This window comes from Stenotrophomonas sp. TD3 (assembly GCF_001939825.1).
Lineage (GTDB): Bacteria > Pseudomonadota > Gammaproteobacteria > Xanthomonadales > Xanthomonadaceae > Stenotrophomonas.
The window spans coordinates 1335918-1352485 of sequence record NZ_MOYM01000001.1; the positions used below are offsets into that span (position 1 = coordinate 1335918).

General features: G+C 64.7%; 17 protein-coding genes and 1 tRNA gene. 17 read left to right on the forward strand and 1 reads right to left on the reverse strand.

From position 1 onward, the window contains the following. Nucleotides 1-5: 5 nt before the first annotated feature. Entirely contained in the window at nt 6-2066 is a 2061-nt protein-coding gene (gene dnaX / locus BKE09_RS06340; RefSeq protein ID WP_075676600.1) for a DNA polymerase III subunit gamma/tau, read from the reverse strand. Nucleotides 2067-2209: 143 nt separating this feature from the next. Between dnaX and BKE09_RS06345 the strand changes: the two genes are divergently transcribed. From BKE09_RS06345 to BKE09_RS06425, 17 genes are all read left to right on the forward strand, one after another. Next, nucleotides 2210-2302: transfer RNA gene (locus BKE09_RS06345), tRNA-Ser, on the forward strand. 458 nt (nt 2303-2760) lie between these two features. Further along, nucleotides 2761-3090 (forward strand): hypothetical protein, encoded by a 330-nt coding sequence (locus tag BKE09_RS06350; RefSeq protein ID WP_126411778.1) that lies wholly within the window; start codon nt 2761-2763, stop codon nt 3088-3090. After that, nucleotides 3087-4142, forward strand: coding sequence for an OmpA family protein (locus tag BKE09_RS06355; protein ID WP_075675201.1), 1056 nt, complete (start codon nt 3087-3089; stop codon nt 4140-4142). Before BKE09_RS06350 ends, BKE09_RS06355 begins: the two co-directional genes overlap by 4 nt. Before the next feature lie 538 nt (nt 4143-4680). Continuing rightward, nucleotides 4681-4953 carry a hypothetical protein gene (locus BKE09_RS06360; RefSeq protein WP_014036176.1) on the forward strand — a complete coding sequence of 91 codons (273 nt, stop codon included), beginning with the start codon at nt 4681-4683 and terminating at the stop codon, nt 4951-4953. Between the two features lie 190 nt (nt 4954-5143). Further along, nucleotides 5144-6595, forward strand: a complete 1452-nt coding sequence (locus tag BKE09_RS06365) for a pilus assembly protein TadG-related protein (RefSeq protein WP_075675202.1) — start codon at nt 5144-5146, stop codon at nt 6593-6595. Beyond that, entirely contained in the window at nt 6592-7377 is a 786-nt protein-coding gene (locus BKE09_RS06370) for a hypothetical protein (protein ID WP_075675203.1), read from the forward strand. Before BKE09_RS06365 ends, BKE09_RS06370 begins: the two co-directional genes overlap by 4 nt. Nucleotides 7378-7392: 15 nt before the next feature. Further along, the gene (locus BKE09_RS06375; protein WP_075675204.1) at nt 7393-8208 is read left to right on the forward strand and encodes a hypothetical protein; all 816 of its coding nucleotides are present in this window, start codon (nt 7393-7395) and stop codon (nt 8206-8208) included. Further along, nucleotides 8192-8860: a hypothetical protein gene (locus BKE09_RS06380; RefSeq protein ID WP_075675205.1), complete on the forward strand. Its 669-nt coding sequence runs from the start codon at nt 8192-8194 to the stop codon at nt 8858-8860. The genes BKE09_RS06375 and BKE09_RS06380 overlap by 17 nt, the downstream gene beginning before the upstream one ends. Before the next feature lie 10 nt (nt 8861-8870). Then, nucleotides 8871-9056: a hypothetical protein gene (locus BKE09_RS06385; RefSeq protein ID WP_014646171.1), complete on the forward strand. Its 186-nt coding sequence runs from the start codon at nt 8871-8873 to the stop codon at nt 9054-9056. Then, nucleotides 9053-9847, forward strand: a complete 795-nt coding sequence (gene cpaB, locus BKE09_RS06390) for a Flp pilus assembly protein CpaB (RefSeq protein WP_014036170.1) — start codon at nt 9053-9055, stop codon at nt 9845-9847. The genes BKE09_RS06385 and cpaB overlap by 4 nt, the downstream gene beginning before the upstream one ends. Continuing rightward, on the forward strand, nt 9834-11330 hold the full coding sequence (locus BKE09_RS06395; protein WP_075675206.1) for a pilus assembly protein N-terminal domain-containing protein: 1497 nt from the start codon (nt 9834-9836) through the stop codon (nt 11328-11330). Before cpaB ends, BKE09_RS06395 begins: the two co-directional genes overlap by 14 nt. A 13-nt stretch (nt 11331-11343) precedes the next feature. Further along, a complete protein-coding gene (locus BKE09_RS06400) occupies nt 11344-13068 on the forward strand; it encodes an ATPase, T2SS/T4P/T4SS family (protein ID WP_083663060.1) in 1725 nt (574 codons plus the stop codon). After that, complete coding sequence (locus BKE09_RS06405) at nt 13061-13915, forward strand: type II secretion system F family protein (RefSeq protein ID WP_075675207.1); 855 nt, start codon at nt 13061-13063, stop codon at nt 13913-13915. Before BKE09_RS06400 ends, BKE09_RS06405 begins: the two co-directional genes overlap by 8 nt. After that, nucleotides 13912-14802: a type II secretion system F family protein gene (locus BKE09_RS06410; protein WP_075675208.1), complete on the forward strand. Its 891-nt coding sequence runs from the start codon at nt 13912-13914 to the stop codon at nt 14800-14802. Before BKE09_RS06405 ends, BKE09_RS06410 begins: the two co-directional genes overlap by 4 nt. 10 nt (nt 14803-14812) lie before the next feature. Continuing rightward, complete coding sequence (locus tag BKE09_RS06415) at nt 14813-15196, forward strand: DUF192 domain-containing protein (RefSeq protein ID WP_075675209.1); 384 nt, start codon at nt 14813-14815, stop codon at nt 15194-15196. Beyond that, a complete protein-coding gene (locus tag BKE09_RS06420) occupies nt 15193-15879 on the forward strand; it encodes a TadE family protein (protein WP_075675210.1) in 687 nt (228 codons plus the stop codon). The genes BKE09_RS06415 and BKE09_RS06420 overlap by 4 nt, the downstream gene beginning before the upstream one ends. Continuing rightward, entirely contained in the window at nt 15854-16507 is a 654-nt protein-coding gene (locus tag BKE09_RS06425) for a hypothetical protein (protein ID WP_240502880.1), read from the forward strand. The genes BKE09_RS06420 and BKE09_RS06425 overlap by 26 nt, the downstream gene beginning before the upstream one ends. Nucleotides 16508-16568 lie beyond the last annotated feature (61 nt).

Sequence of the window (16568 nt, forward strand, 5' to 3'; positions counted from 1 at the left end):
GTGTCTTACTCGTCAAAAGAACGGATGGAATCGGAAACAACCCGGGCACCGTGCTGTTGGATCAGCACCTGCACTTCCGGATCGTCCATGAAAACAGCCTCTGCCACCTGCTGCCGCTCGCCACGCTGGCGATCGGCGCGCTGATGCAGGGTCTCGGCCGGAACGTGTTCGGTTTCCACGGTCTCGACCACGATCTTCGGCGCCTGGCCGAGGGCCTTCTGCAGCATCTCGCCCAGGGCAGCCAGTGCGCGCTCCGAACGCAGGTATTCAAATCCGGGCGAAAGGCCCAGTTTCAAGGTCCCGTGCTGGCAACTGATGAAGGCAGCGTTGGCCGCCAGCTGCCGCGAGGGGCCGCTGAGACCACTGTTGGCGACCAGGTCCAGCCAGTCTTCGGCAGTGGCCAGCTCGCTGACACCTTCCTGCGGCGCGGCATCAGGCGCCGGGACCGGTTCTGCATGTTCAGCCGGCGCAATGGCAATGCCTTCGGCGCGGAACGGGCGCTCGGGCGGTGCAGGCTCGCCGGGAGCCGCGGCGGGAGCCGGCGGTTCGTGCCAGGGCGCAGCCATGGCGGCGTCCGGGCCGGACATCTCGGCCGCCAACGCCTCGTCACGCGCCTCGGCTTCGTCAGTGGCCCACGGCGGCAGGTCGTCGCTTGCCTCTGCAGTGACGGCAGGCGCCGGCGTCTCTGCCGCGGCCTTCACCGGCGGCGGCGACACGGGCTCCTCCACCGGAACCGGCTCGGGCTCAGGCGTCGGATCCGGTTCCGGTTGCGGGGCCGGCTCGGGTTCAGGTTCTCGCGGCGCAGCCTGCACCGGCGCGGCGACCTGCGCCGCCACGGCCGGGCTGGCCGAAGCGGCGGCAGCGGCCGGCCTCGCTTCGTGGCTACCGGCACCGGCGCCACCACCGGCAGCGTTACCGCCCGGCGTGCCACCCACCGCACCGTCGACGGCCTTCGGCACCGGCGGTACCGCTGCGGCCGGACGGAACGCCAACATGCGCAGCACCGCCATTTCAAAGCCCGCACGCGGGCTCGGTGCCAGCGGCAGGTCGCGGCGGCCATTCAAGGCCATCTGGTACCAGAGCTGCACCACTTCCGGGCGCAGGCGCTCGGCGAATGCCGCGACATCCAGGCCTTCCGCGGCGGCGGCGCCCGGCACCAGCTGCTGCACCTGGATGCGGTGCAGCCCTTCGGCAAGCGCTTCCAGAACGCCACTCCAGTCCGGCGAGAACTCGGCCAGCGCGGCCACCACCTGCAGCAGGCGCGGGCCATCGCCCTCGGCCAGCGCATCGAGCATCGCCGCCACCTGGGTGCGGTCCACGGTGCCCAGCATGGTGCGCACCACGTCCTCGCGCAGCGCGCCGCCGGCATAGGCAATCGCCTGGTCCAGCAGTGACAGGCCGTCACGCAGGCTGCCATCGGCGGCCTTGGCCAGCTGCACGATGGCGCTGCCGTCGGCCTCGATCTCTTCCGCCGCCAGGATGCGGGTCATCTGGCCCTGGATCTGGTCTTCATCCAGGCGCTTGAGGTTGAACTGCAGGCAGCGGCTGAGCACGGTGACCGGCAGCTTCTGCGGATCGGTGGTGGCCAGCAGGAACTTCACATGCTCCGGCGGCTCTTCCAGCGTCTTCAGCAGCGCGTTGAACGCCGCCTTGGACAGCATGTGCACTTCGTCGATCAGGTAGACCTTGTACTTGCCGCGCGAGGGCATGTACTGCGCGTTCTCGATCACCTCGCGCACGTCATCCACGCCGGTGTTGGACGCGGCGTCGATTTCCAGCAGGTCGATGTAGCGGCCGGCGTCGATGTCCAGGCAGGCCGCGCACTGGCCGCACGGATCGGCGCTGGTGCCCTGCTCGCAGTTCAGCGACTTGGCGAAGATGCGCGCGATGGTGGTCTTGCCCACGCCACGCGTACCGGTGAACAGGAACGCGTGGTGGACCCGGCCGCTGTCCAGCGCATTGCTGAGCGCACGGACCACATGCTCCTGGCCCACCAGCTCGGCAAAACGCTTCGGACGCCACTTGCGGGCAAGGACGAGATAGGACATCAGGCCACCGTTTTCCATCGGATGTTCCATTGTGCCATGCCTGTCCAGCCCCCTCGCCAACAATGCCCCTGGATGCGTCCCTGATCAGGGTGCTTGTGTCCGGCCGCGCCGCCCGCTAGAATCTGCGCCCCTGCTGAGGCGTTTGCCGACGGCAGGGATCCGGAGAGGTGTCCGAGTGGTTGAAGGAGCACGCCTGGAAAGTGTGTAAGCGTCTAAACCGCGCTTCGGGGGTTCGAATCCCCCTCTCTCCGCCAGATAACTGAAAAAGGCTGCCTTCGGGCAGCCTTTTTCAGTTATCTGGCTGGGGATGCGAAGTGCGCTGCGCGCGCTTCGCCCCAAACGTTGCTGCGCAACGTTCGGGCCCCTCCCCTTGCCGGCCTCTCCCCGCCCCTGTCGGGGCAGCCCCTCAACAGAGGGGCTTGTTGCTCCAGATCCATCAATGGATCTCCGCCATGCAGGGACGTCAGACCCATCAGTAGATCCACGCCATGCGTGGATGCCCGGCCGACCGCCCCGCTTCCACGTTCGACGGCCGTCCAACGCCAGGATCTGCTCCACATCCCGCCCGACCCTCGTGCCCACGCCCTGACCGCTGGCCGTGCCGTGGCGATGCAACGACACGCTGGCACTCACTGCCTGTTGCTATGCTCGGGCCACAGGGGATTGATGCCCGCTAACGGGCCGGATGAGGAACATCAACATGCGGTATTTCATGACGAAGCTAGTGATCACCTCCGCCCTGCTGATCGGCAGCGGCACTGCAGTCGCACAGGGCGGCGGTGCGGCGCAGTTCGGCGCACTGGGAGGCACGCATGCAGGCAACGCCCTGGCGTGCGGTGCAACCCCGGAACAGGCCGCCAAGCTGCGCGCAAGCCACAAGGCGCAGGCAAAAACCGTATTCGGTGCCGAAGCTGGCTTCGACCAGGCGTATGACACCGCCGAAGCACAGACGCAGAAGAAGATCACCGATGCCTGGAAGAAGGGTCAGTACAAGCCCACCAGCGAAGTCTGCAACGAATTGATGAAGCAGGTGCGTTCATGATGCAGAAGCACGGATCGACGATGTCCGCAGTGCGCGCGAGCCTGTTGGCCGCCAGCCTGGTGCTGGCACTGGGTGCCTGCAAGCGCGCTGGTGAAGCGCCCGCAGAGGGTGGCGCTTCATCGGCCGCACCTTCCAGCGCCGCAGCCGAACCATCACCGCAGGCTGCCTCGGCCGCGGATGGAAGCCAGAAGGCCGCAGCCTTCAATGTTGCCGAGCTGCCCGTATCGCAGGCAACCATCGGCAGCTTCCCCTATCTCGGACTGCCACAGGGTTACACCAGCCAGGACGTCGTAGACAGCGAATTTGATCGCGTACCGTTCTGGACCGGTGATCGTGTGGAGTGGATTGAAGGCAAGGTTCATTCGTCGGTACTGCAGAGCAGCAGCGATCACCCGTATTCGCAGCTGGAACTCAGCCGCAATGTGCAGAGCCTGGTCGAGGCCCTGGGTGGCAAGCGTATTTTCTCCGGCACCATTCCTGCCGATGCATCGCGTGACATCGGCAACAGCAAGGCGGCGACCACCTATGTCGGCGGCATCGGCGACATCTACAACGAACCCGCAGAAACCTATGTCATCCATCGCGAAGATCGCGATATCTGGATTCACCTGGGCTCGGGTGGAAACTCCGGCGGCCTGCTCGTCGCAGAGACAAAACCGGTGAAGATCACGGCCAAGGTCATTGAAGCCAACACGCTGAAACAGGCACTGGACAGCAGTGGAAAGGTGTCCATCCAGGTGAACTTCGCAACTGACGCCGCGGAGATCCTGCCCGATTCGGAACCACAGATCACACAGGTCACCCAGCTGTTGGAGGCAGACCCACAGCTTCGTCTTTCCGTGGAAGGGCACACCGACAACAGTGGCAGCCAATCGCACAACCAGACGCTCTCGCAAGCGCGTGCGGAGTCGGTACGCACGCGTCTTGTCGGCAGCGGAGTCGCAGCCGATCGCCTGACGGCCAAAGGCTTTGGCCAGAGCCAGCCGGTCGCCGACAATTCAACCGAAGAAGGGCGTCGTGCCAATCGTCGCGTGGAGCTGGTCAAGCGCTGATATCACCACGACGTTACTGCGTTGAAGCACTCCGGAAAAAGCACATGCCCTGCATGTGCTTTTTTCTTTTCCGCGCTGCATGCCCATCCGCTTCATCGTGAATCCAGCGAAGTAAATACATTCGAATCCATCGTTCGAATTGAATACGAACAAGGCCCTGCACGCGCCTCCGGGATGCGCCAAAAATCCGACACGCCCAGCCGCCTGCGTGACACAAATGTGTCAGTTGAATGTTAATTTCTTCACTGAAAATGGGTGCATCTAGCTCAAATTTGACGTGATTATGTGCAGGTAATTGTTAATCTGCAATACGCATCACATTTTCAAATATTTCATTGCATATCGGAAAAACCTGACTTGTATCGTCAATTTTCTGTCGATAGGCTTGGCCCCGTTCTCGAACAAGCGACAAATTTTCGACGAACCAGGGTGTGAGCTTCCTGTCTTTACCTCGCCCTGCCATTAATCAGGATCCCCCAGCGGACACGCCGAATACCCCGCACACCCGGGAGGATTCCTGCCATCAAGGAGGAAATACATGGAACGCAGCCGTCGTCACATCCGTTTTTCCCGTAAGCAGGCCGGTCAGGGCATGACCGAGTACATCATCATCACCGCGCTGATCGCCATTGCCGCGATCGGAGCCGTCACCTTCTTCGGAGGCACGGTTCGCAGCCAGGTGGCAGGCATGTCGAAAGAACTTTCCGGCCAGAGCGCGACGCAGTCGATCAACCGCGCCAAGAACCAGGCCAACAGCGCCCAGCAGGAAGCTGACAAGACCAAGGGCATGGACGCGTACAAGAACAAGTAATACCCCAGCCCTGGCGGCATGAAGCCGCCAGGGCCCTCCCAGCATAATCTCCCTGCGCGCACCGCACGCGGCGCGCGACGGGCAGCCATGGCCTCCGGCCCAGGAATTCGTTATGCGCAGCGCATTGGCTTTGGCACGAAGCCGTGCGGCCCGGGGCGTTTCCAGACACCGAACGGTCGCCGGCCAAGCAATGGTTCTCGGGCTGGCACTCATTCTGGTTCTGTGCATCGGGATCGTCCTGCTGTTCAACACCGGGCAGGTGGTGAACAAAAAGGTGGAGCTGGTCAACGCGGCGGACGCAGCCGCCTACAGCGTTGCGATCCAGCAGGCACGCGCACTGAACTACGCGGCCTACATGAACCGTGCCCGGGTTGCCAACGAAGTGGCCGTGGCACAGACGATCAGCCTCTATTCGTGGCTGAACCAGATGCACACCACGTCGATCGTCATCCGCACCACGCTGGATGTGCTCTCCGCCATTCCCTACATCGGCGTGGTGTTCAAGGCACTGGCAACCGCCTTCAAGGTCGCCGAACGCATTCTCAAGGTCACCCGCCAGGCGTTCCAGCCTGTCGCGCAGGCGGCCATCATCGCCATCGACAAGCTCAACATGATGTTCGCTGCCTCGGTGCAGCTCGTCATTGAAGGCGTATCGCGACTGGACAGTTACACCATCGCCAAGGATGTGCTGCAGCGGAACTCACCGCAGGCACAGCTGGGCACCATCGGAACCGCGGTGCTCGGCACGCAGCTGGCCACGGCCGAGAATCGGCTGCTGCAGCGCTACAGCATTCCCCGCACCGCCAACGGTGGCTCGGCCACGCAGCGCCAGGGCGCCGACCGCTTCCGCAATGTGGTGATGCAGTCGCGTGATGGCTTCAGCAAGAGCCGCAGCGATGATTTCCTCGGTTTCCTGGTGCAGTCCGGCGGCACCGACATGGTCGACTACAACCGATGGGCAGCGCTGGACACCATGGCCGTCGAGCTCCCGCTGCCGTGGCCGCTTCCTGATATCGATATTCCGGTCGGCTGGGGTGGCGCGCAGGCCGTGGAAAGCTATCGCAACCAGCGCTTCCTCAATGGCTTCGGCAACGGCAACGGCTGGTACTCGGACTGGGACCGCCGCCGCTACCGCCCGTATGGCGAAGCGGTGCGCCGCAACCGTGGCGCGGCATGGATTGTCGACCGCAGCCAGGATGCCAACGTCCGCTTCGCCAATGGCCAGCATCGCAAGGCCTTCTTCACCGGCTACAACGGCCTGCGCGACTATCACGACGTCAAGGCCGGCCAGGCACTGCAGCCCTACGCCGACAATGATCGTGACCGCGACAAGGTCGGCCCGGTCTTCACCATCTATGCCGAGACCGCCGGCACCAGCGCGCGCACCACGTCAGGCGCCGGCATCGGTGCCCCGGCCGGCTCGCAGATGGAACTGCCGGACAAGATGGCCAACAACAAGATCGCGGCGCTCTCCTCCGCACAGGTGTTCTTCGACCGCCCGGTGCAGCTGCGCATGTTCAGCCGCGATGACCGCAAGCGTGAGACCGGAAATCTGTTCAGCCCTTACTGGCAGGCGCGACTGGTCAAGACCGACGCCACCACCAAGGCTGCCTTGGCGGCAGCCGGAGCCTTGATGCCATGACCTTTGCTGTATTCAATCGCCTGCACCTGTCGATCGCCACACTGCTGATCAGCGGCTGTGGCAGCGCGGCAGACAACGGTGAGCCGGCCGCTGCCAAAAACATGCCTGGCATCCATCTTGACCAGATCGCCGAGACCCTGGTGGATGGCCGCAATGCGGCACGCACCAGCTACCAGCAGGCACTGAGCGACTGCCAGGCGGCCGGGTTGCCGACCCGCGCACTGGAAGACGCCGATGTCGCCCGCCTCGGGACCGTCCGTTACGAAGCCTGGCTTTCCAGCAAAGAAGAAGTGTTCCGTACCCGCGAGTGGCGCCTGCTCAACGATGGCCCGTCGACCAGTTGCCAGTTCCGCCTGGAGACCACCGGCCTGCAGGAGACCCAGAGCGCCTCCGGCGTGGAGCAGGTCGATCTGGCAACCGGAGAGCGCAGCCAGTCGCCTGCCGACAGCGACGGCCTCGCCCGCTTTGCCGCCGAGGCCGACGAAGGCACCGCCTCGCCGGGCTTCCAGCGCGCGGGCAACCGCAGGGTCGCCGGCCAACCGTGCAACGCGTGGAAAGACGAGAACGGACGATTCAGCCAGTGCGTGTGGTCGGCCGGTGCCAGCTGGGGCTTCACTCCCGGTGCGCTGAACGACTACCGGCCAAGCCGCTACGCCATTGTCCTGGAACAGGAACCCCTGGACGGCAATGGCACCCGCCTGACCACGCAGCGCATGACGGTGGGCCAGCCCTTTGAACGCGGCGACCTCGAGGTACCGCGCGAACCGTCCTCCCAACGATGACCTGCTGAGGTAGCCATGGACAGGGAACGCCCATTCCGCGGCGCGCGTCGCCAGCGCGGCCAGAGTCTCACCGAAGTCGCAGTGCTCTGCGCCGTGCTGGTGCCGATCTTCCTGCTGATCCCGATCCTCGCCAAGTACATCCACGCCCGCCAGGCCACCCAGCAGGCCGCGCGCGCGATCGCCTGGGAAGCCACCGTATCGCCGGACTACAAACTGCCGGCCAGCGGCCGCCAGCGCGATCTTGCCGTCGACCGCTACTTCGGGCGCGCCAACGACCCCATCGTCAGCCAGGCACAGACCGGCGCACGCGATGCAGCTGTCGGCGATGTTCTGATGAACACCTTCTCCAACCAGCCGCTGGTGCGGCGCGGTGACCTCGCCCTGGTCTCCTACACCAGCACGTCGGCAGGCGGCATGATGAAGAAGATCGGCGACGTGACCTCGATGTTCGGTTCGTTCCCGCCCAACCGCAACGGCCTGACCCAGGCCCAGCTGCGGTTGGATGTGCAGGATCTGAAAAGTGCCAATGGCAGTGCTGCCGCTTACCTGGAACCGTTCGATTCGCTGGGCCTGAAGCTGCAGGCCACCCATGTGGTGCTGGCCGACCCGTGGAATGCCGCCGGTTCCGGGCTCAAGGTCAACTCGTCACGCTCGGTGATGGCGCAGGTCAAGCCGCTGGTGCCGTCCCAGCACATGGCGGGTATCGCCAAGGCCTTCGACGGCCTCTCCGGCATCCCGATGATCGGGACGCTGAGCAGGCTTGATCCCGGTTACATCGCGCCCGACGTGGTGCCTGTCGACAAGTTGCCTGCCTATGCGCCGTCGCGTTGACATCCTGGCGGCACTGGCCGCGCTGCTGTTCGCCTGGCCTGCGCTGGCCGCGTCCTGGCCCGACATTCCCGAGCCCGAGGGTGCGCAGAGCGAGTGGGTGGCCAAGGACATGCTCTACAACGGCCTGCCCATGCGCATCTCGCGCTTCACGTCCACATTGCCGGTGTCGTCCATCGTCAGCTACTACAACCGCGAATGGCCCGGGCAGACCGTGATCAACGAGGTCGGCGGCAAGACCGTGATCGGCCATGCACACGGCGAGTACTACGTGACCATCGAGGTATCGGCCAAGGGCAGTGGCAGCCAGTCACAGATCGGCATTACACGCCTGCTCAAGCGCAAGCCCGATGCGGCGGCCGGCGCCGATTTCCCGAAGCCGTCCGGGACACAGGTGATCAATGACATCACCTACCTGGACACGCCCGGGCGCAGCCTGTCCATGGAAAGCACGCTGTCTCCCTTCCAGACCGATGCCTTCTACGCCAGCCGCCTCCCAGCGGATGGCTGGAGCCGCAGTTCCGGCCCAGCAGGGTGTTCGATGATCGCGCTGCAGTGCGTTGTCCGCTACAGCAAGGGCAGCCAGGAAATGACCATGACCTTCAACCGGCACGAGCAGGGAACCTCGATTGTCGTCAACCAGTCGCAGCACTGAGACCACCGCCATGAGAAAACGCATTCCACCGTCCCTACGCCGCCAGCGCGGGGCCGCACTGATCGAGTACGCCGTGGTCGCTTCCGTCGGTGTCCTGGTCCTGGTCGCCGAGCCGAACATCGTGCTCGAGCTGATCGATTCACTGCGCAAGGCGTACCAGGGGTTCACCTACATGCTGTCGATGGGAGTCGTATGAAGGCGCTCCCGCTGAAAGCCAACCGCAATGTCGTCTTCATCATCATCGCCCTCGCCCTTGGCCTGTTCGCGGCCCTGGTCGCCGTACGCTACGTGCAGAAGGCGGTGAACGAGCGTGCCGCCCCGCCGGTGGAAATGGTGCCGGTAGCTGTGCCCAAGACCGACATGGAACCGGGCAGCATCGTCACCGTTGCCGACCTTGCAGTGCGCGAAGTCCCCGCCGACCTGCCGCCTGCCGATGCGATCACGCCGGACAATGTGTCCGAGTACAGCGGCCGCATGCTGCGCGCGCCGATCCGCGAAGGAGCACCGCTGGGCGCCAGCGCACTGGTACCGCTGTACGACCAGTTCTCGCGCGTGATCGCCAAGGGCAACGTGGGTTACACCCTTCAGGTGGATGAGACGAACTCGATCTCCGGCATGATCGCCCCCGGTGACCATGTCGACATCCTGCTCACCGTCGAGCAGGAACAGACCGGTGCCCGGGTGCTGCCGCTGCTTGAGGACATCAATGTACTGGCAACCGGCAACCGCGTCGGCGAAACGCCGGCCTCGGAAGACCAGCAGGGCTATTCGAACATCACCCTGGAACTGACACCGGCGCAGGCGCAGCGACTCACGGTCGCCGCCAAGGCGGGTTCGATGCGGGTGATGCTTCGCCAGGTGGAGGATCGTGGTGCGTTCGGCCTCAGTGGCATGACGCAGAGGGAACTGCTCGGCAACGGCACGCAGGGTCGTGCTGGCGTGCAATTCATCATTGGGGGCAAAGGGTCGACGAATGCGCAGCAATAATGGAATCCGCAGCCTCATCGCCGCCACCGCGGCCATCGCTGTTGCCACCGCACCACTGCTGGCCGTGGCACAGACCACTGGCACCCAGCTGACCCCGGTGCCGATTACGGTCGCACCGCGCCCCGCCGTCCAGGCACAGCCGCAGGCAAGCACCAACCATGCACCGGTACCGGGCGGGCAGAGCGCCTTCCCGGCGCCGGTTGTCGATCCCGCCTATCGCACCAGCGCATCGGCCATGCCTGCGGTGCCGCTGCCCACCCGCGCCCGGATCTATGCCGGCCAGGCCGCCGTCTACACGCTTCCCAGCGGGCTCAAGCGCGTGGCCGTCGGTAGTGGCGAGATGCTCGAAGTCACCAATGTCGGGCCGCGTGACCTGATCATGATGGGCATGAAGCCCGGCTCCACCACGGTTCACCTGTGGCTGCAGAACGGCAAGCAGCTGCAGGTGCAGGTGGACATTTCCGAGAACGATGCGGTCAGCCTGGCCGAAACCATCCGCACCCTGCTGGCCGATGTGGAAAAGATCAATGTGCATGCCGTCGCCGACCGCGTGGTCATTACCGGCCAGGACATCAATCCGGGCATCGGCAGCCGCATTGATGCGATCCAGAAGATCTATCCGACGGTGTTGAACTTCACCACCGCCGACCCGGTCGGCATGCGTCCGATGGTGCAGATGGACGTGAAGATCATGGAGTTCGACAGCAATGCACTGGAAGAACTCGGCATCCAGTGGGACAACGTCATCCGTGGCCCGGTGGCGGGCATCGTCAAGGATTTCACCAACAACAACTACTACCGCATCAACCCCGAGCAGAGCCCGGCCAACGGCGTGCTGCTGCCGAACAAGCTGCAGGGAACCCAGGCCTTCTTTGGCATCGCCACGCAGATCGGCTCGGCGATCAACCTGATGATGAACAAGGGCAAGGCGTTCCTGCTTGCCTCGCCCCAACTCAGTGCCCGCAGCGGCGGGCAGGCCAAGTTCCTGGCCGGCGGCGAAGTGCCGATCCCGGTTCCGCAGGGTTTCGGCCAGGTCACTGTCGACTACAAGGAATACGGCATCAAGCTCGACATCGAGCCGCTGGTCAACTTCAACCAGGACATCTCCACCCGCATCCTGGCCGAGGTCAGCCGTGTCGATCCGACGGTAACCGTGCAGGGCGTGCCGGGCTTCACCACTCGCCGCACCGAGTCGGAAATCAATGTCCACGCGGGGGAAACCATCGTGATCTCCGGGCTGATCGACTCCAGCGCGCAGCAGGATGCCAAGCGCCTGCCGCTGCTGGGCGATATCCCGATCCTCGGAAAGCTGTTCCGCTCCGATGGCTTCCGCGGCAATCGCACCGAGCTGGTGATGTTCGTCACCCCGCGCGTCGTGACGCCGAGCTCGCAGGAAAACCTCGATGGCCTGGAGCGCGCGCGACAGATCCAGGAGCGCGGCCAGCAGGCCATGCCGCGCCGGAACAAGAATTTCGTGCAGTAACCGGAGCCGGCGCATGTTCAACATCCTCATCGACACACCCAACCGCGACCAGCGCCGTGTCCGCTGCCTGCACCGCGAATGCGGGATCGGCCGCGGTGACGGCAACCTGGTGGTCCTGCAGGGTTGGAGCATCGCCCAACGCCACGCGGCGTTGAAGCGCGAGGATCAGGGCATCTTCATCGAAAGCCTGGGAGGCCGCTCGCCGGTACTGGTCAATGGCGAGCAGGTCAAAGGCAGCCGCGGCCCGCTCACCAGCCGTGACCGCGTGCAGATCGGTGACTACCTGCTGCAGGTGGTGGACGACGACCCTCCGGCCGAGCCCATCGCCGACGCCGGTAGTTTCAATGCAGGCGCAGCCAACGACGCACCGCTGGAGTCCGCGCCGTCACCGGCACCGGCACCGGCGCAGCCATCCAACGAACGCCAGTTGGCACGGCCGGAGCAGCTGCCGCCGGACATGGCCGTCTATCGTGCAAAGCTGCATGCCTCCCTGGTCAAGCAGATGGACCTGCGCCGGCTGGATGTGCGCAGCATGGACGATGAGTCACTGCGCAACGCCACCATCAAGCTGATCGATGAAGTGATGCAACGGGAGTTTTCCGAGCTTCCCAAGACGATCAACCCGCGCAGGCTGGCCAAGGAAGTGCTCGATGAGGCCATCGGCCTGGGCCCGCTGGAAGACCTGATCGACGATGCGACGGTGACGGAAATCATGGTCAACGCGCACGACCAGATCTTCATTGAACGTGCCGGCAGGATCGAACGGTCCCCCATTGTTTTCACCAGTGACCGCGCGGTGCTCTCTGCCATCGAGCGCATCGTGACGCCCCTCGGCCGCCGCATCGACGAAAGCTCACCAATGGTCGATGCGCGACTGAAGGATGGCTCCCGCGTCAACGCCATCATTCCGCCGGTGGCGCTGCGCGGCCCGAGCATCAGCATCCGAAAGTTCGCCAAGCGCAAGCTGGAAGGAAAGGACCTGCTCACGTTCGGTTCGCTCAGCCAGCCGATGCTGGAGTTCCTGATCGTTGCGGTGCGCGAACGACGCAACATCGTCGTTACCGGCGGCACCGGCTCCGGCAAGACCACCCTGCTCAACATCCTTTCCAACTTCATTCCCGATACCGATCGCATCGTCACGATCGAGGATGCGGCCGAACTGAAGCTCGTGCAGCCCAACCTGGTCGCCCTGGAAGCGCGCCCTCCCAACATGGAGGGCAAGGGTCACATTTCCATCCGTGACCTGGTACGCAACGCGTTGCGCATGCGCCCGGACCGCATCGTGGTCGGCGAGTGCCGCGGCGGCGAAGCACTGGACATGCTGCAGGCCATGAACACCGGCCACGAAGGATCGCTGACCACCGCCCATGCCAACAATCCACGCGAGGCGCTGTCGCGCCTGGAAGTGATGGTCATGATGTCCGGCATGGAACTGCCGATGACGGTGGTGCGCGAACAGATCTCGTCCGCGGTGGACCTGATCGTGCACCAGAAGCGCTTCCCCTGCGGTTCGCGCAAGGTCAGCCACATCACCGAACTGACCGGCATGGAAAGCGGAACCATCCAGCTGCAGGATGTCTTCCTGTTCAAGGCACGTTCCAGTGCCGGACGCGATGGCAAGGTGGTGGGCGAGTTCGTCGCGACCGGTGCGGTGCCGGAGTTCTATGAAGAGCTTGCCGAGCGCGGCGTCTCGGTTGACCTGGACATCTTCCGCAGCGGGGGACGGCGGAATGAGTGACATCCTGCTGATCGCCCTGCTGTGTTTTGCCTGCGTGACAGGCTCGGTACTGCTGCTGGCACGCGCCAGCACCGGCTTCATGGACCGGTACCGCGCCAACTTCATGGACCAGGCGCGGGTCAATCTGGCCGACATGTTCCTGTTCGTCGATCCGCGCGTGCTGTTCAGGACCAACGTCCTGATGCTGCTGGCGATTCCCGTGCTGCTGTGGATCGTCACCGGCGGCAACCTGCTGCTGCCTATCCTGGCCCTGATCCTGCTGGCCGTAGCACCCCGCAAGATCTACCTGTGGTTGAAGCAGCGCCGCCTCGACCAGATCCAGCAGCAGTTGCCTGATGGCCTGCTGATGCTGGCCGGCAGCCTCAAGGCCGGCGTCGGCTTCAATCCCGCACTGGAAGCACTCGCCCACGATGGCCTGCCTCCGCTGGCCCAGGAGCTGGCACTGGTGCTGCGCGAGCAGCACATGGGCGTGCGCACGGAGGAGGCGCTGGAGAACTTCGCCGCCCGCGTACCCATCGCCGACGTGAAGCTGTTCGTGGCTGCCGTGAGCATTTCGCGCGAGGTCGGTGGCAACCTCGCCGAGAGCCTCTCCACCCTTGCCGAAACTCTGCGGCGCAAGCTCATCATGGAAGGCAAGGTCAAGGCGCTCACCGCGCAGGGGCGCCTGCAGGGCATCGTCATGGCAATGCTCCCGGCCGGTCTTGTCGGCTTCCTTGTGCTGTTCTATCCGGAAACGATGAACCCCATGTTCCATACCTTCATCGGCTGGTGCGTCATGGGCCTGATCGGGGTACTGGAATACCTCGGCTACCGCATGTGCCGCAAAATCATGACGATCGACATATGAACGCCCTGCTCATCCTGGTCGCACTGCTTGCCGCTGCCGCTGTGGGTCTGCTTGCATTCGCGCTGCGCGGACTGGTGCAGTCGGTCGAGGTGGACCAGCGCAACTACCAGGATCCGCTGCCGCTGCTGCTGCGCATCCTGTGGCCATTGATCACGGTCGCTACGCGCCTGGCCGGGCCGCGACTGTCCTCGGCGCAGCTGGAGCGCGCGCACCGCAGCCTGCAATCGGCCGGCCAGGACTTCGTGCTGTCGCCGGAAGAACTGTATGGCGCGCGCATCGTTTCCGCCGCCGTGGCCAGCTCATTCCTCTTGTTCACCATCATCCTGCTGGGCAAATTCGGATTCGGCTCCGTGCTGATGGCCCTGGCGTTCGGTGCACCCTTCGGCTGGATGTATCCCACGCTGTGGCTGGGCGAACGGCGGAAGGCGCGCTCCAAGCACGTGGTCCGCGACCTGCCCATCTTCCTCGACTTCATCACCATGGCCGTCGAAGCCGGCCTGAACATCACCGGTGCGATCGAGCAGTCCGTCGACAAGGGGCCGCCTGGACCGCTGTCACAGGAGTTCTCGCGCATGCTGCGTGATCTGCGCGCGGGCCTTCCGCGCGCCGAAGCACTGAGACGCATGTCCGATCGCGCCGACATCTCCCAATTGACCAGCTTCACCAGCGCCTTGATCCAGGCCGACCGGGTGGGTGCCAGCCTCAGCGACACACTGCGCTCGCAGGCCATGCAACGCCGCGAAGAGCGCTTCCTCCGCGCCGAGAAGTTGGCGCTGGAAGCCCCAGTGAAGATGATGCTTCCGCTGGTGCTGTTCTTCTTCCCGCTGATCTTCGTCGTCCTGGCCTACTTCATCTTCCTGCAGATGAAGCAGCAGGGAATCCTGTGAGGCCCCGCGCATGAGAACCGGCGCTCTGGTCCGCGGCCACCAGCAACTGCTCAGCTGCGTCTGGCATGCCGATCGCTGGCACCAGCGGCTGCGCGGCCTGCTGTTGCGCGCGCCATTGCAGCCCGGGCAGGGCCTGTTGATAACGCCCTGCTCGAGCGTACACACGCTGGCGATGGGGTACCCGCTCGACCTGTTGTTCCTGGACCGCGACCAGCGAGCCGTTGGCTGGCGCGAGGCCGTACGTCCGTGGCGCGGCGCCTGGTGCCGCGGTGCCTACTCCACGCTCGAGATGCCGGTAAACAGCCTCAGCCATATCGATCCGGCGCTGGGCGAGACGTTCCAATGGTGCCCTTCCCCGCCTGCGACACCGCCATCCACGAGGGCGTTGCAATGAAGCACATCCGCACATCCGTCGGCCGTCAGCGTGGCCAGTCGCTGATTGAGTTCTGCATCGTGGTTCCGGCCTTCATCTTCCTCATTCTGGTCATCTTCCAGTTCGTCCTGATCTATCGCGCCAAGTCGCTGCTGGATTTCGCCACGCTGCAGGCCGCGCGTGCCGGCGCGGTCAGTGGCGTCAATCATTCAGAGATGCGCAGCGCGCTGGAAATGGCGATGGCTCCCCTGTACGCGACCTCACCAGATGCCGCCGGTGCCGTCGCCGCCCGCGCCAAGGTCGCCCTGCTGTGGAAGAACCCCTTGCTGTCGCCGAAGATCGAAGTCATCTCGCCCAGCCGCGCGGCATACAACGAGTTCCGCGAGCGCCAGTTCGATGGACGCTATGCACTGCCGAACGACAACCTTGCGTTCCGCGATGCACGCGTCGGCGGCAGCCGCGTCAGTGTGCAGGACGCCAACATCCTCAAGATCAAGGTCACCTATCCGATGCCCCTGATCGTCCCCTTCGCGGACCGGGTAATCGCCGGCCTCTCGGACCTGGTCAGCGAAGGCGACAGCTTCCGGCCCGCGTCGATGCTGATCGAGGACCCGATCACCGGCCACCGCCGCATGCCGATCGAGTCCTATGCCATTGTCCGCATGCAGAGCCCCGTGCATGACAGCAACAACCTGGCGCGCTGACATGCGGATGCTGCTGGCCAGCCTGTTGATGGCAGCAACCTGGACCACGGCCGCGCAATCCACGGACGCGGCCGACAGCGAACCTGCGCAGGCGCGACTGCTGGCGCGCGCCTATGGCCTGGGCCCGCTCGGTCCCAACGCGCCTGGCGGTGAGGTCGAGGTCGAGATCCGCCTGCGCGGGCCGGCCATCCGCATCGACTTCCGCGGCAGCAATGCGCCCGATGCATGGCTGACCACCCAAGGCCAACGCGGACGGGCATGGCTGGTAAGCGAACGTGGCAACTACACGCTGCCGGTCGCCGACTCCAGTGGGCCCTACTGGTACGACCCCGCCGCCCCATGCCAGACGATCGGCGGGCGCTGCTCACCGGCTCCGGGCGAGTTCATCCTGGGCCGCCTCGCTGCCGGCTGGCGCTATGACAACGCGCATGGCCCCGATGGCACCACCTCCGGCACGTTGTGGATCGATACGCGTACCGGCCTGATGCTGGGCTACCGCGGACGCACCGGTAACCAGCGTACCGAGCGCGGCCTGCGTGTCACCGAGGTCTCTTTCGATGAAGTGCCTTCGAGCTTGTTCGACCCGCCCGCCGGATTGCGTCGACGCAAGCAGGACGCGGCGAACTGAGCGGCCTGAGCGACGCTGCGGCACCGTCGCGCCGCAACAGTAGATCCACGCAGCGCGTGGA